The 25,619-nt window shown below is 75.2% G+C and carries 29 protein-coding genes and 1 pseudogene; 9 read left to right on the top strand and 21 right to left on the bottom strand.

The window, feature by feature from the left end:
* Positions 1-10 precede the first annotated feature (10 nt).
* The 6 genes from FHU28_RS21405 to FHU28_RS21380 are packed head-to-tail and all read left to right on the top strand — an operon-like array spanning position 11 to position 4,967.
* The gene (locus FHU28_RS21405) at positions 11-991 is read left to right on the top strand and encodes a carbohydrate ABC transporter permease (RefSeq protein ID WP_184686277.1); all 981 of its coding nucleotides are present in this window, start codon (positions 11-13) and stop codon (positions 989-991) included.
* Positions 988-1,854, top strand: coding sequence for a carbohydrate ABC transporter permease (locus tag FHU28_RS21400; RefSeq protein WP_184686276.1), 867 nt, complete (start codon positions 988-990; stop codon positions 1,852-1,854). The genes FHU28_RS21405 and FHU28_RS21400 overlap by 4 nt, the downstream gene beginning before the upstream one ends.
* Complete coding sequence (locus FHU28_RS21395) at positions 1,851-2,495, top strand: hypothetical protein (protein ID WP_184686275.1); 645 nt, start codon at positions 1,851-1,853, stop codon at positions 2,493-2,495. Before FHU28_RS21400 ends, FHU28_RS21395 begins: the two co-directional genes overlap by 4 nt.
* Complete coding sequence (locus FHU28_RS21390) at positions 2,492-3,340, top strand: DUF6807 domain-containing protein (protein WP_184686274.1); 849 nt, start codon at positions 2,492-2,494, stop codon at positions 3,338-3,340. The genes FHU28_RS21395 and FHU28_RS21390 overlap by 4 nt, the downstream gene beginning before the upstream one ends.
* The gene (locus FHU28_RS21385) at positions 3,337-4,356 is read left to right on the top strand and encodes a sugar kinase (protein ID WP_184686273.1); all 1,020 of its coding nucleotides are present in this window, start codon (positions 3,337-3,339) and stop codon (positions 4,354-4,356) included. Before FHU28_RS21390 ends, FHU28_RS21385 begins: the two co-directional genes overlap by 4 nt.
* Entirely contained in the window at positions 4,353-4,967 is a 615-nt protein-coding gene (locus FHU28_RS21380; protein WP_184686272.1) for a bifunctional 4-hydroxy-2-oxoglutarate aldolase/2-dehydro-3-deoxy-phosphogluconate aldolase, read from the top strand. The genes FHU28_RS21385 and FHU28_RS21380 overlap by 4 nt, the downstream gene beginning before the upstream one ends.
* On the opposite strand, the gene FHU28_RS21375 is transcribed toward FHU28_RS21380, so the two are convergent.
* The 17 genes and pseudogenes from FHU28_RS21375 to FHU28_RS32780 form a co-directional block, all read right to left on the bottom strand.
* Positions 4,960-5,724 carry a hypothetical protein gene (locus FHU28_RS21375; protein WP_184686271.1) on the bottom strand — a complete coding sequence of 255 codons (765 nt, stop codon included), beginning with the start codon at positions 5,722-5,724 and terminating at the stop codon, positions 4,960-4,962. The genes FHU28_RS21380 and FHU28_RS21375 overlap by 8 nt on opposite strands.
* Positions 5,725-5,742: 18 nt before the next feature.
* A complete protein-coding gene (locus FHU28_RS21370) occupies positions 5,743-6,219 on the bottom strand; it encodes a hypothetical protein (protein WP_184686270.1) in 477 nt (158 codons plus the stop codon).
* Positions 6,220-6,274: 55 nt separating this feature from the next.
* Positions 6,275-7,195, bottom strand: a complete 921-nt coding sequence (locus FHU28_RS21365) for a hypothetical protein (RefSeq protein WP_184686269.1) — start codon at positions 7,193-7,195, stop codon at positions 6,275-6,277.
* The gene (locus tag FHU28_RS21360) at positions 7,192-7,821 is read right to left on the bottom strand and encodes a phage tail protein (RefSeq protein ID WP_184686268.1); all 630 of its coding nucleotides are present in this window, start codon (positions 7,819-7,821) and stop codon (positions 7,192-7,194) included. Before FHU28_RS21360 ends, FHU28_RS21365 begins: the two co-directional genes overlap by 4 nt.
* The gene (locus FHU28_RS21355; RefSeq protein WP_184686267.1) at positions 7,802-10,423 is read right to left on the bottom strand and encodes a putative baseplate assembly protein; all 2,622 of its coding nucleotides are present in this window, start codon (positions 10,421-10,423) and stop codon (positions 7,802-7,804) included. The genes FHU28_RS21360 and FHU28_RS21355 overlap by 20 nt, the downstream gene beginning before the upstream one ends.
* On the bottom strand, positions 10,420-10,860 hold the full coding sequence (locus FHU28_RS21350) for a GPW/gp25 family protein (RefSeq protein ID WP_073828403.1): 441 nt from the start codon (positions 10,858-10,860) through the stop codon (positions 10,420-10,422). The genes FHU28_RS21355 and FHU28_RS21350 overlap by 4 nt, the downstream gene beginning before the upstream one ends.
* Entirely contained in the window at positions 10,857-11,195 is a 339-nt protein-coding gene (locus FHU28_RS21345; RefSeq protein WP_184686266.1) for a hypothetical protein, read from the bottom strand. Before FHU28_RS21345 ends, FHU28_RS21350 begins: the two co-directional genes overlap by 4 nt.
* A complete protein-coding gene (locus FHU28_RS21340) occupies positions 11,195-12,766 on the bottom strand; it encodes a contractile injection system protein, VgrG/Pvc8 family (protein ID WP_184686265.1) in 1,572 nt (523 codons plus the stop codon). Before FHU28_RS21340 ends, FHU28_RS21345 begins: the two co-directional genes overlap by 1 nt.
* Positions 12,763-13,521: a CIS tube protein gene (locus tag FHU28_RS21335; RefSeq protein WP_184686264.1), complete on the bottom strand. Its 759-nt coding sequence runs from the start codon at positions 13,519-13,521 to the stop codon at positions 12,763-12,765. Before FHU28_RS21335 ends, FHU28_RS21340 begins: the two co-directional genes overlap by 4 nt.
* Before the next feature lie 1,530 nt (positions 13,522-15,051).
* Complete coding sequence (locus FHU28_RS21330) at positions 15,052-15,534, bottom strand: phage tail protein (protein ID WP_073828408.1); 483 nt, start codon at positions 15,532-15,534, stop codon at positions 15,052-15,054.
* A 1-nt stretch (position 15,535) separates the two neighbouring features.
* The gene (locus FHU28_RS21325) at positions 15,536-16,792 is read right to left on the bottom strand and encodes a phage tail sheath family protein (protein WP_184686263.1); all 1,257 of its coding nucleotides are present in this window, start codon (positions 16,790-16,792) and stop codon (positions 15,536-15,538) included.
* A gap of 16 nt (positions 16,793-16,808) precedes the next feature.
* Entirely contained in the window at positions 16,809-17,489 is a 681-nt protein-coding gene (locus tag FHU28_RS21320) for a carboxypeptidase-like regulatory domain-containing protein (protein WP_184686262.1), read from the bottom strand.
* A complete protein-coding gene (locus FHU28_RS21315; RefSeq protein WP_073828411.1) occupies positions 17,486-18,094 on the bottom strand; it encodes a glycine zipper family protein in 609 nt (202 codons plus the stop codon). The genes FHU28_RS21320 and FHU28_RS21315 overlap by 4 nt, the downstream gene beginning before the upstream one ends.
* A 14-nt stretch (positions 18,095-18,108) precedes the next feature.
* Complete coding sequence (locus FHU28_RS21310) at positions 18,109-18,453, bottom strand: hypothetical protein (protein WP_116506252.1); 345 nt, start codon at positions 18,451-18,453, stop codon at positions 18,109-18,111.
* 139 nt (positions 18,454-18,592) lie between these two features.
* The gene (locus FHU28_RS21305) at positions 18,593-19,477 is read right to left on the bottom strand and encodes an LppM family (lipo)protein (protein ID WP_260413071.1); all 885 of its coding nucleotides are present in this window, start codon (positions 19,475-19,477) and stop codon (positions 18,593-18,595) included.
* Positions 19,478-19,662: 185 nt separating this feature from the next.
* The gene (locus FHU28_RS33110) at positions 19,663-20,115 is read right to left on the bottom strand and encodes an FAD-dependent monooxygenase (protein WP_311773633.1); all 453 of its coding nucleotides are present in this window, start codon (positions 20,113-20,115) and stop codon (positions 19,663-19,665) included.
* Positions 20,116-20,374: 259 nt separating this feature from the next.
* A pseudogene (locus FHU28_RS32780) lies at positions 20,375-20,725 on the bottom strand (FAD-dependent oxidoreductase); the annotation flags it as partial.
* Positions 20,726-20,764: 39 nt separating this feature from the next.
* On the opposite strand from FHU28_RS32780, the gene FHU28_RS21295 reads away from it, so the two are divergent.
* Positions 20,765-21,034 carry a TetR/AcrR family transcriptional regulator gene (locus FHU28_RS21295; protein WP_311773702.1) on the top strand — a complete coding sequence of 90 codons (270 nt, stop codon included), beginning with the start codon at positions 20,765-20,767 and terminating at the stop codon, positions 21,032-21,034.
* Between the two features lie 7 nt (positions 21,035-21,041).
* On the opposite strand, the gene FHU28_RS21290 is transcribed toward FHU28_RS21295, so the two are convergent.
* Together FHU28_RS21290 and FHU28_RS21285 are read right to left on the bottom strand one after the other, a co-directional pair.
* Positions 21,042-21,515 carry a nitroreductase/quinone reductase family protein gene (locus FHU28_RS21290; protein ID WP_184686261.1) on the bottom strand — a complete coding sequence of 158 codons (474 nt, stop codon included), beginning with the start codon at positions 21,513-21,515 and terminating at the stop codon, positions 21,042-21,044.
* 175 nt (positions 21,516-21,690) lie between these two features.
* Positions 21,691-22,680 (bottom strand): LacI family DNA-binding transcriptional regulator, encoded by a 990-nt coding sequence (locus FHU28_RS21285; RefSeq protein WP_184686260.1) that lies wholly within the window; start codon positions 22,678-22,680, stop codon positions 21,691-21,693.
* A gap of 118 nt (positions 22,681-22,798) precedes the next feature.
* Here FHU28_RS21285 and FHU28_RS21280 point away from each other — a divergent pair, with 118 nt between their 5' ends.
* Positions 22,799-24,058 (top strand): MFS transporter, encoded by a 1,260-nt coding sequence (locus tag FHU28_RS21280; RefSeq protein ID WP_184686259.1) that lies wholly within the window; start codon positions 22,799-22,801, stop codon positions 24,056-24,058.
* A gap of 110 nt (positions 24,059-24,168) precedes the next feature.
* Complete coding sequence (locus tag FHU28_RS21275) at positions 24,169-24,501, top strand: hypothetical protein (RefSeq protein ID WP_116506245.1); 333 nt, start codon at positions 24,169-24,171, stop codon at positions 24,499-24,501.
* Between the two features lie 25 nt (positions 24,502-24,526).
* On the opposite strand, the gene FHU28_RS21270 is transcribed toward FHU28_RS21275, so the two are convergent.
* Positions 24,527-24,889 carry a fluoride efflux transporter FluC gene (locus tag FHU28_RS21270; protein ID WP_116506243.1) on the bottom strand — a complete coding sequence of 121 codons (363 nt, stop codon included), beginning with the start codon at positions 24,887-24,889 and terminating at the stop codon, positions 24,527-24,529.
* Positions 24,886-25,368 (bottom strand): FluC/FEX family fluoride channel, encoded by a 483-nt coding sequence (locus tag FHU28_RS21265; RefSeq protein WP_311773632.1) that lies wholly within the window; start codon positions 25,366-25,368, stop codon positions 24,886-24,888. Before FHU28_RS21265 ends, FHU28_RS21270 begins: the two co-directional genes overlap by 4 nt.
* Positions 25,369-25,619 lie beyond the last annotated feature (251 nt).

Raw genomic sequence — 25,619 nt, 5'->3', positions numbered from 1 at the left:
GACCGGTCCCGTGGCTCTCACCACGGCGCCCGGCCGGACCCCGCGCACCGGACCGGCCGGCCCCCGCCCCACGCGGCGTCGGGCCGGCCGGGCCCGGCTCGGTGAGGGCCTGGCGGGGTACGTCTTCCTCTCGCCCTGGCTCATCGGACTGATGGGCGTCACGGCGATCCCGATGCTGCTGTCGCTCTGGCTGAGCTTCACCGACTACGACATCCTCACGCCGCTGTCCGAGGTGCAGTGGGTGGGGCTGGCCAACTACGAGCGGATGTTCACCGCCGACCCGTCGTACTGGCACGCGGTGCGGGTCACGCTGACGTTCGCGCTGATCGCCGTACCGCTGAAGCTGGCCGCCGCGCTCGGCGTGGCGCTGCTGCTCAACCGCGCATGGCGCGGCGTCGGGCTGTTCCGCAGCCTGTTCTACCTGCCGTCGCTGCTCGGCGGCAGCGTCGCGCTGGCGATCGTCTGGGTCAACATGTTCAACCGGGACGGCGCGTTCAACTCGTTCCTCGCCCTGTTCGGCGTCGAAGGGCTGCCCTGGGTCAGCGACCCGGACTGGGCGCTGGAGACGCTGATGGTGCTGGCGATCTGGCAGTTCGGGGCGCCCATGGTGATCTTCCTGGCCGGGCTCAAGCAGGTGCCCACCGAGCTGTACGAGGCGGCGGCGGTGGACGGCGCCGGGGCGTGGCGGCGCTTCCGCGCGGTCACCCTGCCCATGCTCTCCCCGGTGATCTTCTTCAACCTGGTGCTGGAGACCATCAACGGCTTCCAGGGCTTCACCGCCGCGTTCGTGCTCAGCAACGGCACCGGCGGCCCGGTCGACTCCACCCTCATGTACACGCTGAAGCTCTACATCTCCGGCTTCACCGACCTGGAGATGGGCTACGCCTCGGCGATGGCGTGGGTGTTCCTGTTGGCGATCGGCGTGATCACCGCCGTCTTCTTCAGCACCGGCCGGTTCTGGGTGCACTACTCGGACGGAGACGACTCATGACAGCGCTCGCTGCCACCCGCCGGCCGGGCAGCGGCCGGAACGTGCTGCGGCTCGTCGTGCTCGTGGCGATCGTCGCGGTGGTGCTCTACCCGCTGTTCTGGATGCTCGGCACCTCGGTCAAGTCGCAGGCCGAGATCGTCAACAACGTCGGCCTGCTGCCGGAACGGTTCACCCCCGGCAACTACCTCGACGGCTGGACCAACTTCGACATCAGCTTCGGCCGGTTCTTCCTCAACAGCGCGCTGGTCAGCGGGCTCACCGTCGTCGGCAACGCGCTGTCCTGCCTGCTCGCCGCGTACGCCCTGGGCCGGCTGCGGTTCCGGCTGCGCAAGCTGTGGTTCACCGTCATGATCGGGACGCTGCTGCTGCCCGGGCACGTGCTGATCGTGCCGCAGTACATCCTGTTCCGCAGCCTCGGCCTGGTCGGCGGCGACTGGCCGTACCTGCCGCTGCTGGTGCCGCAGTTCCTGGCCACCGAGGCGTTCTTCGTCTTCCTCATGGTGCAGTTCATGCGCGGCATCCCGCGCGAGCTGGACGAGGCGGCCACCATCGACGGCGCATCCCCGTACGGCGTGTTCCGGCACGTCATCCTGCCGCTGAGCCGCCCGGCGCTGGTCACCACGGCGATCTTCTCGTTCATCTGGACCTGGAACGACTTCTTCCGGCAGCTGGTGTTCCTGTCCAGCCTGGAGGACTACACCGTCCCGGTGGCGCTGACCCTGTTCATCGACTCGACCAGCCAGAGCGCCGTCGGCCCGATGTTCGCCATGTCGGTGCTGTCCCTGCTGCCGGTGTTCCTGTTCTTCCTGGCCTTCCAGCGGATGCTCGTCGAGGGCATCAACACCAGCGGGCTGAAGGGATGACCACCGTGTCCGCCTCCACCGACGCCGTACCCGCCCACCCCGCGTCGGCCCGCGCCGACTGGCGGGACACGCTGCGCGAGGCGACCGACCTGGCGCTGCTCGGCTTCGCCGTGGCGCTCGCCGCACTGCCGGTGCTCACGCTCGCCCCGGCGCTCGCCACCGCCAGCGCCGCGCTGCACGACAGGTCGGTCACCGGCTCCTGGCCCGACGCGCGGACCAGCCTGGCCCGGTTCGGCCGGGCGCTGCCCGCCGGGCTCGCGGTCAGCGCCGTCGCGCTCGCCGCCGCCGCGCTGCTCGCCGCCGATTTGGTCGCGCTCGCCACCGGCCGGGTGCCCGGCGGCGGGCTCGCGCTCGCGCTCACCGCCGTCGTGGTGGCGGTCCTGCTCGGGTACGCGGGCCTGGTAGCCGTCGCGGTCGGGCGCACCGGCGGCCAGGGGTGGCGGGCCGCCGCCCGCCGGGTGGCGCGCGCCTGCCCGGAGCGCCCCGGCGTGTGGGCCGCCGCCGCCGGCATCTGCGCGCTGGCCGTGCTGCTGGGCGTGCTGGTCACGCCGGTCGCGGTGCCGATCCTCGGCGGGTACGCCCTCGCCGCGCTGCACGCGCTCGACGCCCGCCGCCCGGTCCCCGCCCCGGACCCGTCGTGACCGCCGAACCCCGGCTGGTGGTGGGCGGTGTCGAGGTGGCCCGGTACCTGGTCCGGCCGGACCTGGACCCGCGCCACGGGCCCCGGCCGTACCTGCATCCGGTGCGGACCCGGGCCGGCACCCCGGTCACCGACGCGCTCCCGGCCGACCACGTCTGGCACCTCGGCGCGTCACTGACCGTGCAGGACGTGAACGGCGTCAACCTGTGGGGCGGCCGGACGTACGTGCGCGGCACCGGCTACACCTGGCGCGACGACCACGGCGTGATCGCGCACACCGGCTGGCGGGAGCGGACCGCCGACCGGCTCGACCACGACCTGGAGTGGCGCGACCGGCACGGCCGGGCGCTGCTGCGCGAGCACCGGCGGATCACCGCCACCCCGGCCGGGGAGGACGCCTGGTGGCTGGACCTGTCCGCCACGCTCACCTCCGCCACCGGCGCCGACGTGCGCCTGGGCAGCCCGGCCACGAACGGCCGCCCGGGCGGCGCCGGGTACGGCGGATTCTTCTGGCGTGCCGTGGCCGACGGGGAAGCGCTGGTGCGCACCGCCGAGGCGGCGGGCGAGGAGGCGGTGAACGGCTCGGCCGCGCCCTGGCTGGCGTTGTCCGCCTCCGCGCCCGGAGGTGGCGCGTACACGCTGGTGTTCACCGGTCTGGGGTCGGGCGACAGGTGGTTCGTGCGCACCGCGATGTACCCGGGCGTCTGCGTCGCGTACGCGTTCGACAGCCCGGCGGTGGTCGCGGCCGGGCGGCCCCGGCACAACCGGCACCGGGTGCTGGTCGCCGACGGCCACCTCGACCCGGCCGACATCGCGGGCCGGGTGGACGCGGCGGTCATCCGGTGAGCGAGCCGCTTGGCGCCGCGGTCGCAGGCCGGGGCCGCGCCGGGGGCGGGCCGGAGGTGGTCTGCGTGGGCGAGACGATGGTGGTGCTCGCCCCTGATGACGGCGTGTCGCTGGAGCACGCCGCGCGGTTGACTGTCGGCGTGGGCGGCGCGGAGTCCAACGTGGCGGCCGGGCTGGCCCGGCTCGGGCACCGCGCGGCGTGGGTCAGCCGGGTCGGCGACGACCCGTTCGGGCGGCGGGTAATGGCCGAGGTCGCCGCCGCGGGCGTGGACGTCGGCCTGGTCACAGTGGATCCGGACGCGCCGACCGGGCTCTACCTGAAGGATCCGGGGCCGGACGGCACCCGCGTGCACTATCACCGTGCCGGGTCGGCCGCGAGCCGCCTCGGCGCCGCCGACCTCGCGCGTCCCGGGCTGGCCGGGGCACGCCTGCTGCACCTGTCCGGCATCACCGCCGCGCTCTCCGGCACCTGCCGTGACCTGCTCGTGTCCGCGTTGGACGGGCGGGCGCTGCCCGGCGCCCGGGTCAGCTTCGACGTGAACCACCGCCCGGCGCTCTGGCCCGCCGACCGGGCCGGCCCGGTCCTGCGTGACCTGGCAGACCGCGCCGACGTGGTGCTCGTCGGCCTGGACGAGGCGGCGGTGCTCTGGTCGGCGGACGATCCGGCCGCTGTTCGTGCGCTGCTGCCCGGCCCGGAGCTGGTGGTGGTCAAGGACGGTCCGGTCGGCGCGACGGCGCTGCCGCGTACCGGGCCGGCGGTGTTCGTGCCGGCGTTACCGGTGGACGTGGTCGAGCCGGTCGGCGGGGGGGACGCGTTCGCCGCCGGGTTCCTCTCCGGGCTGTTGCGTGGCCTCGACCTGCGAGCCTGCCTGCGGCTGGGGCACCTCACCGCCGCGCCGGTGCTGGCCGTGCCCGGCGACACCGCCCCGCCGCCGGACCCGGAGACGATCGTGCGTGCGCTGGCCCTGCCGGAGACGATGTGGACCGAGCAGGTCGGGGGAGGGAGCAGAGGATGAGCGGGCACGACTTCGAGGCCCTGTTCGGCGACGCGCGGGTGATGGTGATCCTGCGCGACCTGCCGCCCGGTGAGACGGTCCGGCTGGCGGAACTGGCCTGGGATCTCGGCATCGCCGTGGTGGAGGTGCCCATCCGTACCCCGGAAGCGGTGCCGGCGCTGCGCGCTGCCGTGACGGCCGGGCGGCGGCGGGACCGGATCGTCGGCGCGGGCACTGTGCGTACCCCGGCGCAGGTCGGTCAGGCGGTGGCCGCCGGGGCGGCGTTCACAGTGGCGCCGGGCCTGGACCTGGCGGTGGCCGACGCGGCGGCCGGGCACGGCGTGCCGCACCTGCCCGGCGTGGCCACCCCGACCGAGGCGCAGCGGGCGCTCGACCACGGCCTGGTGTGGCTCAAGGCGTTCCCGGCGGTCAGCCTCGGTCCGGCCTGGTTCCGGGCGGTCGCCGGGCCGCTGCCGGAGGCCCGGTTCGTGGCCACCGGCGGTGTCGACGCCGGCAACGCGGGCGACTTCCTCGCCGCCGGGGCGCGAGTGGTGGCGGTCGGGTCGGCGCTCACCGACCCGGCGCAACTGCCGCGCCTGGCCACGCTCGCAGCCGGCAGCGCGGTCACCTGACCGTACGGCCGGACGTGGTGGCGGTGGTCCGGACCGCCTTGACGATCGCCGGGATCGACCCGATCAGCAGCACCAGCGCCCAGATCAGCGCCACCACGGCGAACACCACGGCGCCCAGGTCGTCCAGGATGCTGACCAGGATCACCGGCACCAGGGCGTGCAGGAACTGCAGCACCACTGTGCACAGCAGCGTGGTCAGCGCCAGCAGCACCAGCCCTTTGTTGCGCAGGAACCGGGGCTGGGCGGCGAGCAGCAGCCCGGCCCAGACCAGTTTGAGCAGCAGCGCCAGCCCGAGCAGCGCCGCCGCGTCGTCGACCGGGAAGAACCCCCACACCGCGAGGTACGCCAGCGTGCCGAACGGCGGCGCCAGGAACAGCGAGACCATCACGGTCAGCTCGACGAACGCGATGATCAGCAGGACCAGCGCCACCAGCAGCAGCACGATCGAGAAGACGAGCGTGGCCACGCCCTGCACCCGGCCCTGCACCCGATCCGGCAGCACCAGGCTCAGGCAGAACAGCCCTGTCGTCCAGAGCGCCACCACGTCGATCAGCGCGAGATAGCCGATGCCCCGCCCGGACGGCTCGGACACCGCGCCGATATCGCCCAGCTCGACGCCGAGCTGCCCGGCGCTGCCCCGCAGCGCGCCGCTGGCGTCGCCGCCGCCGGTCAGCGCCGCCGCGCCCAGCTCCACGCCGACCACGAGCGCCACCGCGAGCAGGGCCAGCAGCAGGAACGGCTTGCGCAACTCACCCATGCCGCGTCTCCGTCCCGGTCAGGACCGGGCCAGCGTGACAGCGCATCCGCCACCTCCCGGACAGCGCAGGAGCACCTCGGTCTCCCGGTCCACGGCCACCTTCGCCACCGCCGGGCCGTTCGCGTCGGGGGCGACCTCGTCGGTGACCGTGACGTCCGCGTCGCCCGGAGCGGGGGCGGTCACCCGGAACGGCGTCGTGCCGCGCAGCACGAGCGTGCGCAGCGCGCCCGGGTCGGCCACCCGCAGCCGGCACACCGTCCCGAAGGCGAGCGTCACCCCGTCGGCGGTGGTGGCCGGTTCGGCGGCCGGCGGCAGGCACGTCACCGCCACCGTCGCCGGGTCGACCGTCCCGGATCCGCGCCCCAGGCGAGCGAGCGCGCCCGGCCCGGCCGCCGGGTCGCCCGGGTCGTCGTGGCCCCCGGCCACCGCCACCACGTACAGCGCCACCAGCAGCACGGCCACCGCCACCAGCAGCACCTTCTGCCGCCCGCTCACGGTGCCGTCTCGGTTCGCGACTGCGGGGCTCGCAACACCGGCTCACTCCTCGCGCTCACGGCCGGACGACGGGCGTGAAGCGGATCTCGTCCACCCCGGCGAAGTACCTGTCGGTGCCCTGGGTCTTGCTCACCGCCACGAGCGTCAGCTTGTGCGGGCCGCGGGTCAGCTCCACGGTGCCCACGTCCACCTCGTCGGTGCGGACCACCGTCGGGCTGAACCCGAAGAACGTGTCGCCGACCTGCCGGCCGTCGACCAGCCAGATCGTGTTCGCGTAGTCGAACGACGTGGTCCGCACGGTGGAGAACCGCCAGGTGCCGTCGGCCGGCAGGTCCACCTGCACCGTCACCCGGTCGCCCACGCCCCGGCCCAGGAAGAACAGCTGCGCGTCACCGGACCACACCACGTCGCAGCAGTTCTTCTGCGCCACCACCTCCGCCTTCACGCCGGTGGGGGACTGCACCGCCGCGCCGGAGACGAGCGTCTCCGCCTCCACGGTCACCGCATTCGCCTGCGGCGGGGCCGGGGTGTCCGGTCCGCGGGTCACCAGCCAGGCCACCACCCCGGCCACGACCAGCACCAGCGCCGCGGCGGCCGCGATCCACGGCCACGGCGCGCGCTTCGGGGGTACGACGGCCCGCACGTCGTACGTGACCCGGCCGCTGGACCGGGAACTCTCCTCCGGCGCGGTGTTCGCCGAGTACGCGAACCCGGTCATGTCGTAGCGCCGGGGCGGCGTGCCTGGTGGCACGGCGAGGCGCACCAGGAACGACACCGAGCCCTGCCCGGGCACCACCCGCTGCGGCTCGGCCACCGTGAACCAGGCACGCTGGCTGCCCTCACCGGGCGCGACGTCGAAGACGACGGTGTCCGGCGCGGTGCCCGGGTTCGACACGGTGAACGTCAGCTCACCGTTGTTACGGGCGTCCAGTGTGAACTGCTCGGCGGCGGCGACGACTGTCCATTCGGTGGTCATGACGGCTCCTCGGGCGGATCGTGGGGCAGGGGTGCTGGTACGTGGGCCCGGCCGACAGCGCGGACCGTCGCCACCCCGGCGGCGGGCTCGGCGTCGTCCGGCTCGGGCGTCTCAGCGTCGGCCGGGGAGGCGAGCACCTCGACGGTGACCGCTGCCGGTTTCTCCGCCTCGACGATGCGGGTGACCAGCGCGAGCCGGTCGGCGGCGGCCGGCGGCACCCGCACCACCAGGTGGAAAGGCCGTTCGGGCGGCTCGTCCAGCACGAACCCGGTCACGCCGGTGGCCAGTTCCAGCGCGGTCCGCATCCCGTACGGGGTGCCGCGCCACCGGGCCAGCAGCGCGCCGTGCGCGACCAGGTCCCGCAGCCGGCCCATCGGCAACGGCAGTGGCGCGTCGGCGCGGGGCGCGGCGACCACGTGGTCCATCGCCACCCAGCGGGTCAGGTAGGCCACGAACCCGTCCGGCGTCCGGTACGGCCCGAACAGCGCGTCGACGTCGGCGAGCACCGCCTCGTCCGGGGCGTGCAGCGCCTCCATCACGTCCAGCAGCGCGCCCAGCACGCTGCCCGGCCCGGCGGCCCGCTGGTACGCGGCGGGCAGCAGCCGCTCAATCGCCGCTCGGCGCATCCTGCCGCACCACCTCGATGTCGTGCTCGCCGGAGCAGAGCAGCCAGGTGCCGGGGACGGTGACCACGTCGGCGGTGGCCTGGTTGGCGCTCGCCGTCCAGTCCTCGCCGTCGCCGCTGCGGAACACGCCGCGCTCACCACCGGCGAGCACCAGGCGCCCGGCGCCTGACGTGCCGGTGGGCGCGGTGGCGGCGATGGCGTCGACCGGGACGAACCGGGTCCGGTCCCGCAGCGGCAGCCCGCAGTTGACCATCACCGGCGACCACTGCGGCTGCCCGGCGAGCGTGTCGAGGCGGACCACGCCGCCGCTCTGCGTCGCGGCCAGCGCGAGCGGGCCGCTGAACGCCAGGTCCCGGCAGGTGCCGCCGATCCAGCCGGACGCCATCGACTGCCACTTCACGTCCGACTCGAACAGCCGGGTGCGGTGGCAGCCCTGCCCGGGCTTCTTCGGGTCCGGCTCGCCCGCGCCGCACCACAGCAGCGTGGCCGGACCGTCGTACTGCACGGCGAGCACCCGGTTGTCGACGTTGGCGAGGCCGACGTGGGCGAACGTGCCGGGCCGTCCGGCCGCTGTGGACAGGTAGACCCCGAACCCGGCCTGCGCGGCCACCGCCACCCCCGGCGCGCCGCGCTCGGAGACGAACGCGCGCACCGCGTAGAAGCCCCGGTCCGCGTCGGCCGGGTCGACCAGGATCTGCAACGGCACCGCGCCGGGCAGCAGCGGCACCTCGTACAGGCCCGCGTCGGTGGCCAGCAGCAGCGCGCCGGTGCCGTCGCGGTCGATCCAGGCCAGATCGCGTACGCCGGAGTCGAGGTCGGTCAGCAGCGTCCACGTCTCGCCCAGGTCGGTGCTCAGCCGGACCCGGGAGCCACCGGCGTCGCGGGTGGTCACCACCGCCACCGAACCGGCCCGGGGGACGACACCGGGGCGTACCGGGGCGGGCGCTGGCACCACCCGTACCACCGTCTCGCCGTCGAACCGGCCCGCCGGTTCCCAGCCCGCCCCGGCGTTCGTGGAGCGGAACAGCACCGGGCCGCCGCCGGCGTACCAGGTGTCGGCCTGGTACTGGTCCACCGCCACGGTGCGCACCTGCGCGTCAGGTGCCTCGTCGACCACGAACCGCACCGACTCGACGTAGCGCACGCCCGGCTCGGCGTGCTCCAGCATCCGGTACACGTTGGAGGCGCGCAGCGGCTCGCCGAACGCCCAGCCGGCCGGGTTCAGCGGCGTGGGCAGCGGGCTGAGCGTCTGGTGCAGCCGGTCGTGGATGCGGCGGCGCACCGCGTCCACGTCCTCCTCGCGGCGCACCACCACCCGGGCCTGGATGGACACCGCCTTGTACCGGGCCCAGCCCGCCCGCACCGCCGTACCCAGGGCGCGGCGACGTTCCAGGTCGGCCTCGACCCGGCGGCGGGCCTCCTCCACCTCGTGCTCGCGCAGCACCTCCACCGGCAGCCGTCCGCCGGGGCGGGCCGCGTCCGGCACGTACGGCACCAGCACCACCTCGACCTCGCCGGGCCGGGCGAAGCTGTAGACGGCGGACCGGGTGAACGCCCGCGCCCGTGCCACCGCCCCGGAGCCGGTGGCCAGGATCTCGAAGTCCCGGGCGGTCACCGCGCGCTGCTGGGCGAAGAACTCGTACGGCCCGCGCGCCAGCACCGACTCCAGCGACTCCAGCTCCCGTCCGCCGGTGGCCGGCGCCGGGTTGTCCACCTTCACCCCGGGCAGCGGGTCGCGCAGGCTGGTCAGCACACCCGCTGCCACGTTGCCGGCCGGCCCGCCGCCGCAGCGGTACCAGAGCCGCACCTGCCGCCCGGCCGGCGGCACCGCCGCCACAGTGGTCGCCCCGGCCGCCCCCTCGACGGCCGCAGCGCCCACGACCGGGCGCAGGTCCAGCGCCGGGGCGAACGTGACCACCCCGGAAGCCCGGTCCACCAGGTAGACCTTCGCCTGCGGGCCGACACCGGCGAAGCTGTCCACCGGCCGCCAGATCTCGTACGTGCGCCCCTCGTGCTCGCGGGCGGCGGCGCCCAGCTCCACCGAGCCGGCCGGCACCTCTACCCCGAGCAGCAGGTCCAGCGCCTCGGTGGTACGCGCCAGCGGCGCGCGGGCGGCACGCAACACCTGACCGGGCTGTCCGGTGCCGGTGCCCAGCAGCTCCGCCTCGACCGGCTCGCAGTGGTGCACCCGTACCGTCACGGTGGTCTCCCCGGCGGGCAGCACCGCCGGTTCGGTGGTCACGAAGACGACCGGCCGGGGGTCCGCGCCGCGGGCCGCGGCGACCCGGGTGCCGGCCGGCACCCGCACCGGGCCGCGGTCCGGGCCGGTGCGGGTCAGGCGCACGTCCGCCCAGGCCGCCGCCGGTGGGTGCCGGGTGACGCCGAGCAGGTTCAGGAACGCCACGTACGCCTTCTCCGGCAACTGGTTCAGCCGGTAGATCATCACCTCGGTCAGGTAGGCGAACGCCTCCACCAGCGCCATGCCCGGGTCGTGCGCCGACAGGTCGGTCCAGTCCGGGCAGGACCGGGCGATGCGTTCCCGCGCCTCGGTGACCAGGTCGAGGAAGGCGCGGTCGTCCAGGTGCGGCACCGGCAGCGTCATGACGTGCCCTCCTCGTCTGCGGTCTCCTCGTCGGCGGGGAGCAGGTCGACGGAGAACACCAGGTGGCCGGGGGAGAGGCTGGCCCGCACCCGGTAGTCGAGCCGGATCACCAGGCGCCACGGGTCGTCCGGGTCCGGGCCGGCGTCCACATCGAGCACCTCGACCCGGGGCTCCCAGCGGCGGATCGCCTGCCGCACGTAGTGGATCGCCAGCCCGGCGGTGGTGTCGTCGTTCGGCGCGAACACGAGCCGGTGCAGCCGAGACCCGTACCCGGGGCGCATCAGCCGTTCCCCGGGCGTGGTGGACAGCAGCAGGTACAGCGCCTGGCGTACCGTCTCGTCGCCGTCGGTCATGGCGAGCCCGCCGGCGGCGGTGAGCGCGAGACCACCGGCGCGGCCGGCGTCGAAGCCGGCGCCGACGAAGCGGAAGGCCCTCATGCGTCCGCCCCCAGGAAGCTCTGCCGCACGTCGCGGACCTGGTGGTGCACGGTGCCCGGCGGGGTGCCGTCGGTGAGGCCGTCCAGGTGCGACAGCACCACCGGCTGCCGGTCCACCCGCACCCACGTGCTGTAACCCACTGTGACGGTCAGCGTGTGCAGGCACGGTTTGATCGTCGGGCCGTAGTTCGGGCAGGCGGTGATGTCGCGCCCCTCCGGGTCGGGACGGGTCAGCACCGGCACGGCCTGGACCGTCACCCACTCCTGGGACGGGCGGTTGCTCACCCGCCCGTCGTGTCCGCAGGTGATCAGCGAGTCGCGGTGGATCCAGCGCATCAGCCACCTCCGGCGGAACGGGCGAGCGTACGGGCCTGGGCGGCGGCGGTCTCGGCGTCCTCGGCCGCCGGGGCGTGCAGGAAGTCGACGGTGCGGCCGCGCACCACGACGGCCCGGCCGGGCGCGGAGAGCACCAGGTCACCGGCGGCGTGCACGGTGGTCAGCTCGGGGCGCAGCTCGACGAAGCTGCCCGCGTCGGTGGCCAGCCGCAGCGTGCGCCCGTCGTCGTCGATCACGATGGACTGCCCGGTGCCGGTCCGCATCGACCAGCGCCGCGAGCGCCCGGACACGATCCCGGTGTCGTACGGCTCGACCGCGCCGAACAGCGAGCCGAGCACCACGCCCGAGGCCGGCTCACCGCCGGGCAGCGCCACCAGCACGGTGTCGTCCGGGTCGGGCAGCGCGACGATGCCCTTGCCCCGGCCCGCGCCCGGGCAGAGCACCGCGAGCCAGCCGGCGTCCAGATCCCCGTACGCGGGAAGCGTCACCCGGGCCCGGCCCAGCCCGTCCGGGTCGTCGACGTCGGTGACGGTGCCGAGCGTGACCGTCGCCGCCGGGGGCGCGGCCGTCGGCGGCGGGCCGGGCGGCGCCGTGGCGAACCGGGTCAGGTGCCCGTCGGCGTCCACCGTGTGCACCACCTCGGTGAGCACGTACACCCCGGCGACCGGGTCCGGGACGCCGGCCAGCGCGATCCGCCGGCCGGGCCGCAGCGCCGGATCGCCCTCCGCGGTGCCCTCGGCAGTGACCAGCGCGGCGACCCGGGCGTCCAGCCCGGCCTGGGCCAGCGCGGCCAGCTCGTCGTCGCTGCGGCCGGGCTGGTCGACGGCCGTACGGACGCCGTCCGCGCCGACGTCACCCGGCTCCGCGCGCAGTGGGATGCGCCGTCCGCTGCGGGCCTCGTCCGCGCGCTGGCCCAGCGCCTCCGCGCGCTGCGGGTGCCAGCCGAGGACGGCGCACGCCGCGCCCGCCCGGTCCAGGTTCTCGGTGATCCGCAGCGCGTGCACCGTCTCGCCGAGCGTCAGCGGCAGCGGCTCTCCGTAGCCGTCCAGCGTGACGAGCCGCAACCGGTCGCCGTCCACGCTCAGGTGCAGCCCGGCCCGGCCGGCCACCTCGCACAGCAGGTCCAGGTCGGTGTGCCGGTGCTGGAGCAGCCGGTCCAGGCGCGGCCCGTCGTCCTCGGCCGCCACGCTCAACCCGAGCCCGGCGCACAGCTCGGCGGCCAGCTCGGCGGCGGTCACCGACTCGAACACGCGCAGCTCCTGGCGCTTGCGCAGCCGGTGCAGCGGGTCGTACGCCCGGATCCGCGCCAGCGGCACGCCGTCACCGGCGTACTCCCGCTCGACGGCTGTCACCTCACCGGTGAACAGCGCCTCCGCCTGCCCGTCGAGGCGCACGTCAAGGGTGGCGCCGGGGCGTACCGGAGGGTCGAGAGGGCCCGCGCCGGGGGCGGCGGCGAGCGTCAGCTCGCACTGCGCCGGGCGGTCCAGGCGGGCGGCGACCCGGACGGCGCGCAGCCGGGCCGGGTCGGCCAGCGGCCGGCCGTCGACTGTGACCATTGCGGCCCGGCTCACGGCGTACCCCCTGTGGTGACGGCATCCGGCGGGACGGTGACGGCGCCGACCGGGGGCACGGCCAGCGCGGTGCCGGCGGGCACCGTGAGCGGGTCGGTGATGCGGTTGTGCTCGGCGAGCAGCCGCCAGCGCAGCGGCGAGCCCAGCGCGTCGTGGGCGAGCAGGTCGAAGCGCACCCCTGACCAGCCCGGCTCGGCCGCGCCGTCGGCGGCGGCGACCACCGCCGAGCCGGGTGCGACGGCAGGCGTGCTCGCGGCGGCCAGTTCCTCCTCGAATCCGGCGCGTGCCGCTTCGGCGCTCTCCGCGGCCCGGACCAGCTTCAGCCGCAACCAGGAACGCCGGGGTGTGCCGGTGAGCGTGAACGCGTCGAAGCGTTCCGCGATCGCGGTGATCACGCCCGGGACGTTCCAGGTCTTGCCCCAGACCAGGCGGACCAGCGGCGGGCGCAGCCAGCCGTGCTCGACCGTCGAGTTCTCGGCGAGCATCCACAACGGCCGGGTCAGCGCGCGCACGTCCTGCGGCCGGGCCGGCGACTCCACGAAGTCGACGTCGAAGAGCAGATCGAGGACCAGTTCGGTACGGCCGCCGCCGGTGAAGACCAGCGGATCGTCGGCCAGCCCGGCACCGGTCAGCGGACCGTCCGGGCCGCCGCGCGGGCGTACCCCGGCCAGCCGGGTCACCTGCACGGTTTCCGGGTTGAGCAGGCAGTCGACCCGGGTGCCGGACTCGTCCACGAGGAAGGCGACGCGTTCCATCAGTCACCCGCCTGTTCCCGGTCCAGCCGGGCCGTGTCACTCCACGGCGTGGCCCGCGAGGGATGCCACGCCGGTTCGGCCGGGAGCGCCGGCCACGGGTCCGTGGGTCCACCGTCGGTCGCCCGGCCCGCGCCGGCCGGGTTCGTCGTCCGGGACGGGCCGGTGTCGTCCGGCAGGGCCGGCCACGGTCCGTCGGTCGCGTGCCGGAGCTCGCCGCCGCGGGCCGGGTCGTGCCCATTGGGGTACGGCGAGCCCGCGGTCCGCGCCGGGGGGCGGTCGACCGATCCGGTCCCGCGGCGACCGTTCGCGTATCCGGTTCGGCCGTCCCTCGTGCGTTCGGCTGGTTCGTGCGGCAACGACGGTGGCGCCGTGGCGAAGACGAGCGAGGGCACGTCCCCTCGATCGGGCGGCAGGTCCGCCTCAACAGCGGCCTCCCGGGAGCGGCTTCGGCGGACCTGTGCGAGGCTCCGGAGCGCCCGGCCCGTGCTGAGGCCGGGCCACCGCTCCGCGGCTGACGGCGGGGCCGAGTCGCCTGAGGTGACGCGGCCCGGCGATCCCGTCGCGTCACGGCTGCCGTCCGGGCCGGTGCGCCGGCCGGTGCTGGTGGGCGCGCCGGTGTCGGTTGACCTGCTGGCGCCGGTTGACCTGTCGGTGCTGTTGCGATCACTGCTGCCGGTGCCGGTGCCGGTGCCGGTGCCGGTGCCGGTGCCGGCGCTGCTGGTCCCTGCCCCTGTTGTTCGTCCGGCACCGGCGGTCGCTGTGCTCTCTGTGGCTGTTGCTGTGACGCCGGTGCCGGTGCCGGTGCCGGTGCCGGTGCCGACGCCGGTGGCCGGGGTGCCGTGGGTGCGTGGTCTGCCGAAGGCGTCCCGCGACCCGGATCCTTCGGCGACGCACGCCGATCCGGCCGGGCCGCGTGACGTTACGCACCCACACGCCGGAGCGTCCTCACGTGACCTGGCACCGTCCGGGCGTACCGCCTGGCCCGAGCGGCACCGAGTGTCCACCGTCGGCGGGAACGTCTCCGGCCCCGCCGCGCCCTCCACACCGTCCGGACGTGTGGACGCCGCTCCGAGCCCGAGCAGTGCCGCACCCCGTCCGAGCGGTCCAGCGGATCTCTCACCCTCCGAGATCCCCGTCCCACCCTCCAAGACATGCGGAAGATCTTGGTAGGAAACGGCCCCTATGGGGGCCATCTCGTACCAAGATCTCGGCGGGCCGTTGCGGGAAGCGGCGAGTCCGTTGATCAAACGTGCCATCCAGTTCCGCCACCGGCCCCTCTGGCGCCGTTCGACGGAGGTCGGGAAAGGAGCGGAGGGCGGGGAAGGAGCGGATAGCGCGGGAGGGTCGGCGGGCAGGGGAGGATCGGCGGGCGGGGGAAGGTCGCGCAGCAGGCCGGGGGCGTGCGCCGCCACCAGGCGCCGCCAGTGCTCGGGAGCCTGGCCGGGAGGACGTGGCGCGTCGTCCGGCGCGGACGGTGTGCCCGGACCGGACAGGCGGTCGGCGGTGGCCCGCAGCGCGCGGGCCAGCCGGTCACGCGGTCGCCGGGGCGGCGGCACCGCCGGCCTCCAGCTCCAGGCCCTCGTACGCCAGGGTCAGCGCCTCGATGGCGATCTCCTGCGACAGGGTGTTCAGGTGTGCGCCCCGCCACCGGGTCGGCCAGGCGTTGATCATGTTCCAGCGCAGAACCTCGGCGGTGCCGGCCGGGTCCAGCAGCACCACCGACACGTTGCGCCGGTTGACGGTGCCCTTCGCCGCCGCGTTCACCCAGTCCCACAGCTCCCGTGAGCTGGTCAGGCCGAAGTGGAGCGTGACCGGGGCGTACTCGACCTGGCCGGGCACGGCCCGGATGCGTTCGTTGCCCGCCTCCCGGTACGACAGCGCCGGTATCGCCACCTCGAAGCCGCTGACCTCGGTGAAGTGCCCGTTGGTGACGCCGTTGATCAGCAGCTTGAAGTGGTAGGCCCGGTACGGGTCGACGGGCGCTCCCGGCTGCGGCGTCGCGGTGGTGGGCATGTCAGCCTCCGATCGTCTCGGTCTCGGTGCCGCCGGCCCACTGGCTCAGCTTGAACACCACGAACTCCGCGGGCTTGACCACCGCGATGCCGATGTGGGCCACCACCATTCCGGCGTCGCGGACGTCGGCCGGGTTGGTCTCCTCGTCGCACTTGACGAAGAACGCCTCCTCGGGCGTACGGCCGAGCAGCGCGCCGTCGCGCCACACCCGGGTCAGGAAAGCGCCGATGTCGCGGCGGATCGAGCGCCACAGCGTGAAGTCGTTCGGCTCGAACACCATCCAGCGGGTGCCGTTGGAGATGGCCTGCTCGATGGAGATGGACAGCCGCCGCACGTTCAGGTAGCGCCACTCGCTGGCCTCGGCGGCGAGCGTGCGGGCGCCCCACAGCCGGATGCCCTCCCCGGCAAAGAACCGGATCACGTTGACGCCCTTGGGGTTGAGCACGTCGTGCTCAGGGCGGGTGACCCGGTACGCGAGGTCGACGGCGCCGCGTACCGGCTCGTTGGCGGGTGCCTTGTGCACGCCGCGCAGCGCGTCGGTGCGGGCCCAGATGCCCGCGACGTGCCCGCTCGGCGGGGTGAGCACGAGGTCGCCGCTGAGCGGGTCACGGACCCGGATCCACGGGAAGTAGAAGGTGGCGAAGTCCGACTGCCGGGGCCGGTCGCCGCCGGTGCCGGGCGGTTCGTCGTCGGCGTCGCCCGGCGTACCCTCGGCGGGCTTGTCGGACGTCGAGGTCGAAGCGGCCGACGCGGGCTTGGGCGGCTTGCCCGGGGTGGCGACCCGGGTGAGCCGGGAGACGTCGGTGACCTCGGGCGGCGGGTCGCAGATGGCCACCATGGTGCGCAGCCGCTCGGCCATGCTGATCAGCGCCTCGTGCGAGACCGGATCGTGGTAGCCGGGGGCGGCCAGGATGGAGACCTCGTCGATCGCCTCCAGCAGCTCCAGGCCGCCGCGCCGCCCGCCGGTGCCGGTGAGCCGTCCGCCCTCGCCGACGTTCACCACCCAGCAGCGGGTGCCGCCGTTGTCCAGGAAGCCGAACACGGCGCGGGCCAGCGGGGTGCTCTCCAGGTGCTCGCCGTCGGCGTACAGCCGCAGGAACTCGGTCCAGCTGTTCACCGCCAGCACCTCGCCGACGTGGGCGGTCCGGTTGGGCGCGACCCCGACGAAGGCGGCGGTGCTCATGCCGACCGGTCCGATCGGGCGGGCCCCGCTGGGCACCTCCTCGACGTAGATGCCGGGGGAGAAGTAGGTGGGCATCGGTCCTCCTCGGACGTCAGTCGGGGGCGCGGACGACGACCAGGTGGTCGCCGTCCGGGTCGAGTTCGGCGGTGTGGACGCGGCCCGCGCCGATCAGCCGGATCCGCACCGGAGCGTCCGGCGAGTCGGGGTCGTGCGGCACGCCGGCCAGCCGGAACCGGCCGGCGGCGTCGGTCTCGGTGGCCTGGGCGCTGCCCACCAGCTCCACCCGGACGGCGGCGAGCGGCTGGTCCTGCGGGCCGACCACCCGGCCGTCGAGCGTGCGCATGCCGAGCTGCCGCAGTCGCAGCGGGTGCCGCACCGGCGGCGCGGCCGGGACCGGCCGGTCGATGCGGGCCGGCACGTCCAGCAGCAACGCCGGCCGGGGCGCCACGCCGAGTGCCCGCCACAGCGCCGGGTCGCCGGTGGCGAGCACCAGCTCCGGCCGGCCCGCCGTGGTGGCGGCGGCGAGCACCCGGTCCAGCGCCGCGAGGGCGGCCGGCCCGCCGCCCGCGACCAGCAGCCGGACCACGAACCGGTACGGCTCGCGCGCCGCGCCGCCGGCGGCGGTCTGCCGGGCCGGCCGCAGCTCCAGCGGCCAGACCGTGAGGCCGCCGTCGGGGTCGTCGCGCGGCGGACCGACCGGTACGGGCTCACCCGCGGCTCCGGTCAGCCAGCTCGCGACGTCCTCGACGGCCGCCTCGATCGCTCCGGTCATCGCGGTGGCGTCCCCTGGATCCGGTACGCGATGGCCTCGTTCCAGACGTGTGGGTAGACGCCGATTTCGAAGTAGCGGGTGAACCGGTTGATCGGCGCGTTGGTGTGGTCGTGCCAGAGCAGCCACACCGGGGCGATGGTGAACAGCACGTAGTTGAGCGCCACCAGCGGCAGGTAGAACGGGCCGAGCAGCCGGGCCTGGAACACGTGCACGTCCTCGTGGCGCTGGATGCCCGGGCTGGATCCGGCGCACACGGTGCCGATCGTGGTGGCGTACCGGGGGGAGACGCCCTCGATCACGTTGACCCGGCCGCTGCCGGCCGAGACGATCCGGTCGAGCTGGTGGCCGAAGACCAGGTGCAGGGCTAGGAAGAGCGCCCCGGCGAACGTGTTGAGCAGGCTCCAGGTGTGGTCGACCACGAAGAGGAAGATCCCCTTCGGGTCGGGGCCGTACGTGCCGGCGGAGGCGGACGCCCAGCCGAAGGGCGCGCCGAGGAGCAGTCCGACGACCGCGCCGACCAGCAGGCCGACGGTGCCGGCGGCGAGTTGCCCGAGTACGGCGCCGAAGACGACCTGGACGGCGGCGCTGAGGATGCCGAAGATCATGGGGGTCACCTCTCTCAGACCCAGGAGCGGACGTAGCGGGGCTCGCGGCCCTGGGCGAGCTGGGTCGGCGACGCCTGCGTCGCCTGCCGGTTGCCAGGGGGGAGTTGGTTGACGCCGAGCGCGGCGGAGAAGATCACCAGTCCGTTGAAGAACGCGATGATCCACTTCTCCGGGCCTGCGTCGGTGGCGAACGCGGCGGTCAGGTAGGACAGCAGCAGCGCGAAGCCCAGCGCGATCCACTTGCGGGCCTTGTCGCCGCTCGGGCCGATCAGCCCGCCGATGACGTTCGTGGCGAGCAGGGTGGCGGCGCTGGCGCCGGTGAGGCTGCCCAGGGCGGCCCAGGTGAAGAGATCGTTCACGGCGATCCCCCTCTTTTTCGATGGTGCGGTGGTGCGGCCGGGGTGGGATGGTGCGGCGGCGTTCCGGGGTGCTGGACCCAGGTTCCGCCCGGTGCGGTGGTGGGCCGCCGGCGCGGGCGCCGTCGGTGGTCGGAGCGGCTCAGGCCGGCGGACCGGCGGGTCGAGTCGGCGTGTCGGGTGCGGCCGGGGCGCCGGTGGTGGCCGGAGCGGGGCCGGCTGACGCGCCCGGGCCGGTGAGGGCGCCCGGGCCGAGGGCGGCGCCGGTGGTGCCGCCCGGGTCGGTGGTGGCCGTCGCGTCCGGGCCGCCGCGGGAGCGCCGTCGCCGCATCAGCAGCACGAACGCCACGGCGGCGACCAGCAGCAGGACGACCACGGCGCCGACGACCGGCAGCCAGGGGAAGGAGCCGTTCCCGGTCACCACCGCGGCCGGGCTGGTGGCCGGCGGCGGGGGCGCCTGGGCGACGGCGCGCAGCTCGGCCGGCTTGGGCTGGTTGGCGACCACCTTCCAGCTGACCGAGCGCCCGGTGACCGTGCCGTTGGTGTCGAGCACCCGGCCGGGGAACGTCACCGAGATCTCGAACGCCATCAGGGTCATGAAAGCCTGCTGCTGGCGCGGATCCTGCTGCCCGACCATCCCGCCGTATTTCTTCGGGTCCAGCGGGAGCGAGAAGCGATACAGATCATCGTCTCGAACAAGATTCACGCTTTCGCTCGTGAATTGCGCCAGCGGCGTTTTCCGGTACGTGATCTGAATGCCGTACGAGGTCGCGTCCTCGTACCGGCTCTCCGCCCCGGGCGGAAGTGAGGGAATGTTCGGCCGCAGTTGCGCGAAGGCGACCGCCGGGTCCGGGTTGCGTTGCCTGAGCACGGACTTCGGCGCGGTGAGCAGGAGCTGGCCGGAGACGGTGTCGTCGTCGTTCACGGTCAGCCCGAGGTTGAGCTGCATGCAGCCGCTCAATATCGCCACGAGGGCGAGACACACCGCGAGGCGGAATGCCCGGCTGCGGCGGAGTCTCGTATTCATGCGCTCAGTGTGAGCTGACGCCGGCCGCCGGGCAGTCCGTGATCGGTCGCAGTTCTGTCGCCGATCTTACCGGCCACCTCTCCCATTCGGACGACCTCGAAAACGCGAGCGATCGATATTCTGAAGGATTGTCGCGACTCCGATTCGCCGACGGTCCCCGCGCCGGCCCGGCCGGTGGCCCGCGGTCAGCCCGGCGGCTGCCAGTCGGCGTACCGGGCCATGCCGCGCAGCGCCGCCTTCGACGGGGTCAGCCGGATCGTCGTGTCGCGCAGGGCCACCGCCACCGGGTTGCGCAGTTGCTGGCCGTACCGGGCGGTGCGCAGGGCCGCGCGCGCGACCGCCTGGCTGCGCGGTCGCCGCTGCCGGTCGTACGAGGCCAGCGCGCCGGCCAGGTCCGCCGTGCCGGTGGCGCAGACGGCGCCCAGCACCACGGCGTCCTCGATCGCCTGCCCCGCGCCCTGGCCCAGGTGCGGCGTCATCGCGTGCGCGGCGTCGCCGAGCAGCGCGACCCGGCCCTGGACGTAGGTCGGCAGCGGAGTGTCCAGGTGCAGCAGATCCGTCCGGAGCACCGCCTCCGGTGGCGTGGCCGCCAGCAACGCCGGGATCGGCTCGTGCCAGTCGCCGAACCGCTCCCGCACGGCGGCCAGCTCGTCCGGCTCGCGCCCGCCGGGCGGCGCGACGTCCGCCGCGTACCAGTAGAGCCGGCCGTCGCCGAGCGGAACGGTGCCGAACTCGCGGCCGCCCCCAGGTGACTGCCGTCGCCACCGGCACGGGCCAGGCGATCGCCGCCCGCCAGGCCGTCGAGCCGGAGTACGCCGGTGGCGGCGCCGCCGGCCACAACCGGCGGCGCAGCGTGCTGTTCAACCCGTCCGCGCCGACGACCAGGTCCGCCGCGAGGACGTCGGTCGTGCCGTCGGTCCGGCAGGTCACCGACGGCGCTGTGGCGTCGACGTCGACGACCTCGACGCCGGTGCGGAGCGCCCCGGACGGCAGCGCGTCGCGCAGCAGGCGGTGCAGGGCGGTCCGGTGGATGCCGAGGGCCGCGGTGCCCAGGGTGGCCTCCAGGTCGGCGCCCTCGATCCGGGACAGCCACCGGCCGTCGCGGGTGCGAAGTCCACCGGGCGTGTCGGGCCGGCCGTCGCGCCGCACGGCGTCACCGAGGCCGAGCGCGTCGAGCCCGCGCAGCGCGTTGGCCATCAGCGTCAGGCCGGTGCCGAGTTCGCGCGGGCGGTCCGCGCGCTCCAACACCGTGACGCGCCATCCGCGCCGACGCAGCGCGACGGCCGCCTGCTGGAGGCGACCCACCGGCCGGAGCTGCGCGCGATCCTGCACCACGGCAGCGTCCTGCGCGTCCAGGCCCGCGAGCTGCTGTCCCGGGCGGGCGCCGCGGAACCGCTGCGGCAGGGCGACCAGTTCGTGGCGTTCGTCGACGGGCTGCTCTTCGACCGCCTGGTCGGCGCGGGCGCGCTCAGCGCCCCACCGCCCGGCACCCCGGCCGGCCGGGACGACCTCAGAGCGGCGGTACGCACCCTGCTGCGCGCGTTCACCGGAGCGTGACCCGCCGTCACCGCGTCGAGGGCTCCGCCGCGACGATCCGGAAGACCGGGATGCCGGCGGCGACCCGGGCGAAGTCGGCGAGCGGGGCGTGCCGGTCCACCGGCGCGTGCGGGCGCGCGCCGGGGGCGAGCGCGAGGTGCCGGCGCAGGATCGGTGGCCGCTGCGCCACCGGCACCTCGACCAGCCGGACCGGTTCGCGGCGGCGACGGCGCAGCACCACCCGGCCGCCCGCGGCGCGCACGTTAGCCACCCAGTTGGCCCGCTCGCCCAGCATCGACACGACGTACCGCTCGCCGTCGTGATCGGCGACCACTATCGGCACCGAGACGATCCGCCCGGTGCGGCGGCCGGGCACCTCCATGGTCATCCAGTGCCGCGGAGCGAGGCCGACGCCGTACTGCCACGCCGACAGCGCGTTCAACATCCGGGCCGGCCGGTTCGGCCGGCCGCCCCGGTACATCCACGTTATGACACCGCCCATCGGACCCCTCCTTCGCCCGTACCCATTGACCGGCAGGCGCGCGGTGGCGGCCAGGGCCGATCGGCCCGTACCCGTCCACCCCCGTCCCGGCCGGGCTGGGCGACGCGCCGCGGAGCCTGGGCCAGGCCGTCCGGGCCGCCGGTGGCGCGCTCGCCGCCGAAGCGCTGACCGGCGCTCAGGCGCTCTCCCGGGCGACCAGCGTCGACGGGAACGCGGTGCTCGGGGCAGCCGGCGCGCGCGTCAGCACGGCCGTGGCCGCCGCGGCGGCGATCCGGTCGACCGGATGGGTCGCCGTGGTCAGCGGCGGGCTGCTCACGGCCGCGTACGGCAGGTCGTCGAACCCGGCCACCGCCACGTCGTGCGGCACCTGTACGCCGCGCCCGCGCAGCGCCGCGATCACGCCGAACGCGGTGGCGTCGCTGGCCGCGTAGACCGCGTCGGCGTCCGGCCACCGGCGCAGCGCCTCCAGCGCGGCCCGGCCGCCCCGTGCCGCTGTGAAGTCGCCGGTGACCAGCCGCTCCGGTGACCCCGACTCCCGCATCAGCTCCCGGTACGTGGTCACCGAGCGCTCGGCGCAGCTCAGCCAGCGCGGCCCGGTGACCATGACGATGCGACGCCGGCCGGTGGCGTACAGGTGACGCAGCACCTCGCCCGCGCCACCGGCGTTGTCGACGTCGAACGACGGCACCGTGGGCGAGCCCTGCCCGATCGAGACGACCCGGCCGCGCAGCCTCGGCGGCACCGCGTCCAGCGCCGCCTGAGTGGTGTTGACCAGGATCACACCGCAGGCGCCCCGGTCCGCGCCGAGCCGGGTCAGCCCCGACGGGTCGGCCAGCGACAGCCACTCCAGGGCCACCCCGACGCCGTGCGGCGCGCACACCCGCGACGCCGCGCTCACCACCCGGTGCACGTACGGGTCGTCCAGCACCGTGCCGTCGCGGCCGATCACGGCCACCACCAGGCGTACCCCGGCCCCGCGCACGAGCGCCCGGGCGGTGACGTCCGGTACGTAGCCGAGGCGCTCGGCGGCGGCGTGCACCCGGGCGCGGGCGTCCGTCGAGGCGAACCCGTAGGCGCCGAGCACCCGGGAGGCGGTGGCCCGGGACACCCCGGCGTCGCGGGCCACGTCTTCGAGCGTGGCGGGCCGTGCGGTCGGCGTATCCATGTCCGCATCATGCCTGCTCGGGCGCGGATGGGCTAAGCCATAACGGCGCTTGTGGTGGAAGCGCTCTCAGGTGTGCGATTGTCGTCGGGAACCAGACGGGGGAAGGGACCACCGCACCGTGAGCAGCACCATCGACGCACCGGCCGGGAAGCGGCCACCGGCGCCCCGGGCGGTGCGAAGCGCCCGCAACGGCGTCGCCGTCGTCTTCGCCCTCAACGGGCTCGCGGTGGCGAGCTGGTTCTCCCGGGTCCCGGCGGCCCAGGATGCGCTCGACCTCAGCCCGGGCCGGCTCGGCCTGCTGCTGCTCTGCGCGTCGGCGGGCTCGCTGCTGGCCATGCCGACCGCCGGCCTGGTCACCCAGCGGCTCGGGCCGGCGCGCACGGTGGCCGTCTCGGTGGTGCTGGTCTCGCTCGGCCTGACCGTGGCGGGTCTGTCCGCCAGCCTGGCCGGCTCGGTCGCCGGGGTGGGGCTCGGCCTCGCCGCGTTCGGCTTCGGCTCCGGCCTGTGCGACGTGGCGATGAACGTCGAGGGCGCGGCCGTGGAGAAGCGCCTCGGCTACACCATCCTGCCCCGGTTCCACGCCGCCTGGAGCCTCGGCTCGGTGGCCGGGGCCGGGCTCGGCGCCGGCGCCGCGCACTTCGGCGTACCCGTCGGCGTACACCTGCCGGTCCTGTCCGTGCTGATCCTGGCCGGCACGCTGGTCGGCGCCCGGGCGTTCCTCGCGGCCACCGCCGAGGCGGCCGGGGCCGGGGAGCCGGCGGCCCGGCGGCAGGCGCTGCTGGCCGCCTGGCGCGAGCCCCGCACGCTGCTGATCGGGCTGCTCGTGCTGGTCATGGCGTTCACCGAGGGCAGCGCCAACGACTGGCTCGCGGTGGCGTTCGTCGACGGGTACGGGGTCGACGAGGCCGTCGGCGCCGCCGTGTTCGGCGTGTTCGTGGTGGGCATGACGATCGGCCGCACCGTCGGTACCGTCGCCATCGACAGGTGGGGCCGGGTGCCGGTGCTGTTCACCACCATCGCGATGGCGTCCGCCGGCGCCGCGCTCGCCGTGCTGGCCGGGAACGGCCCCCTCGCCGTGGTCGGCGTCGCGCTGTGGGGACTCGGCGCCTCGCTCGGCTTCCCGGTCGGGATGAGCGCCGTCGCCGACGACGAGGACAAGGCCCCGGCCCGGGTGAGCGTGGTCGCGGTGATCGGCTACACCGCGTTCCTCGCCGGCCCGCCGCTGCTCGGCTTCCTCGGCGACCACTTCGGCGTGCTGTCCGCGCTCGGCGTGGTGCCACTGCTCCTGCTGCCCACGCTCGCGCTGGTGCCGGTGCTGCGGGAGCGCCCCGCCGCGCCGGACGCGCCGGCCGGCGCCCCAGGGATCAAGGTCGGCTGAGCCGGGGGTGACGGTCGGCCGAGCCGGCCCAGTCGACTCCCACCGGGCTCCCAGCCGCCTGCCAGGCGGGCGTGCTGCACTGGAGCGAACGCCGAGGAGAGGAGGCGGGCATGGGCTGGTTCAGCCGCCGGGCCGCCGACCCGACGACCCCGACGAAGCTCGACCGCGAGGCGAACCGGGAGGACCTCGCGCAGCTGGAGGCGTTCGTCACCAGCCGGAGCGGAGTCGAGTTCTACCTGGAACCGGAGACCACCGCCACCGACACGACCGTGGTCGCCATCGCGCACGACGGCGAGTGGATCCGCCGCCGTACCGGCTCGCCCCGGGTCGCCGCGAAGATCGCGCAGAAGCACGCGCTGCCGCTGTACGAGGCCGCCCGCACCGGCTACCCGGAGCGGATGCGGGCGTGGAACCGGGCGCACCCGGAACGCCGGGCCCGCTGACGGTCCGCCCCGCTGACCTGCGCGCTCAGCCGGCCACCGCGGTCACGAGGGCGTAGCCGAGGAACGCCGCGCCGAGGCCCGCGGCCACACTGAGCGCCACATTCGCGTACGCGAGCCGGCGCTTCGCCGTGCGGGCCAGGCGCAGCGTCTCGTAGCTCAGCGTCGACCACGTGGTCAGCGCGCCGCAGAAGCCGGTGCCGACAAGCGCGGTCACCTCCGGGCCGACCGGCGCCGCGAGGAGCGCGCCGAGCAGCAGCGACCCGGCCACGTTCACGGCCAGGGTGCCCCACGGGAACGGTGAGCCGTGCCGGGCCTGCACCGCCCGGTCGGTCAGGTACCGCAGCGGGGCGCCGACGGCGGCGCCGATCGCGATCAGCAGGACGGTCACCGTCGCCTCCCGTCCCGGACGGCCAGCAGCCGCGCGGTCACCATGTCCCCGACCGCGACCGCCGCCAGCGCGGCGAGCACCGTGGCGGCCAGGTACACACCCGCCGTACCGGCCGCGCCGTCGGTCAGCAGCCGCTGCGCGTCGACCGCGTACGCGGAGAACGTGGTGAACCCGCCGAGCACGCCGACGCCGAGGAACGGCCGGGTCAGCGGGTGGGCCGCACGGGCGGCGAGCACCGCCATCAGCGCGCCGATGAGCAGGCAGCCGGTCATGTTGACGGCGAAGGTGGCCCACGGGAAGCCGCCCGGCTGGTGCGGCACGGCGGCCTGCGCGCCGGCCCGGGCCAGCGCGCCGCACACGCCACCGGCGGCGATCACGCCGAGCACCGCCGCCGGGTGCGCGGGCAGCTCCGCCCGGTCGGCCGGTACGCGCAGGTCGACGTCCGGATCGACGCGGGGATCGGACACGGCACCTCCCACCAGGACTCGTCACTGGCAGGGACCGTTGGCGACGTCGCGGTTCTCCCGGCGCCCGCCGGAACGGCGGGCCCCACCGCCACCCGCGAGCATAACCCCGAAGCTCTCCCACCCCCGGCCCTTGGCTTCCGGCGATCTTGCGGTTTCGGCCCCGGCATTGCGCGCGAAGGGGACACCCGAGGGGCGGCAAGTGCAAGATCGCGGGGGAGGGGGTGGCGGGGGAGGGCGGGAGGGTGAGGGCGGGCGTACGGTGG

Origin of the sequence: Micromonospora echinospora, assembly GCF_014203425.1 — a bacterium.
Classification (GTDB): domain Bacteria; phylum Actinomycetota; class Actinomycetes; order Mycobacteriales; family Micromonosporaceae; genus Micromonospora; species Micromonospora echinospora_A.
The sequence above is the reverse complement of the archived record's forward strand: the minus strand, read 5'-3'. Positions and strand labels throughout refer to the sequence as shown.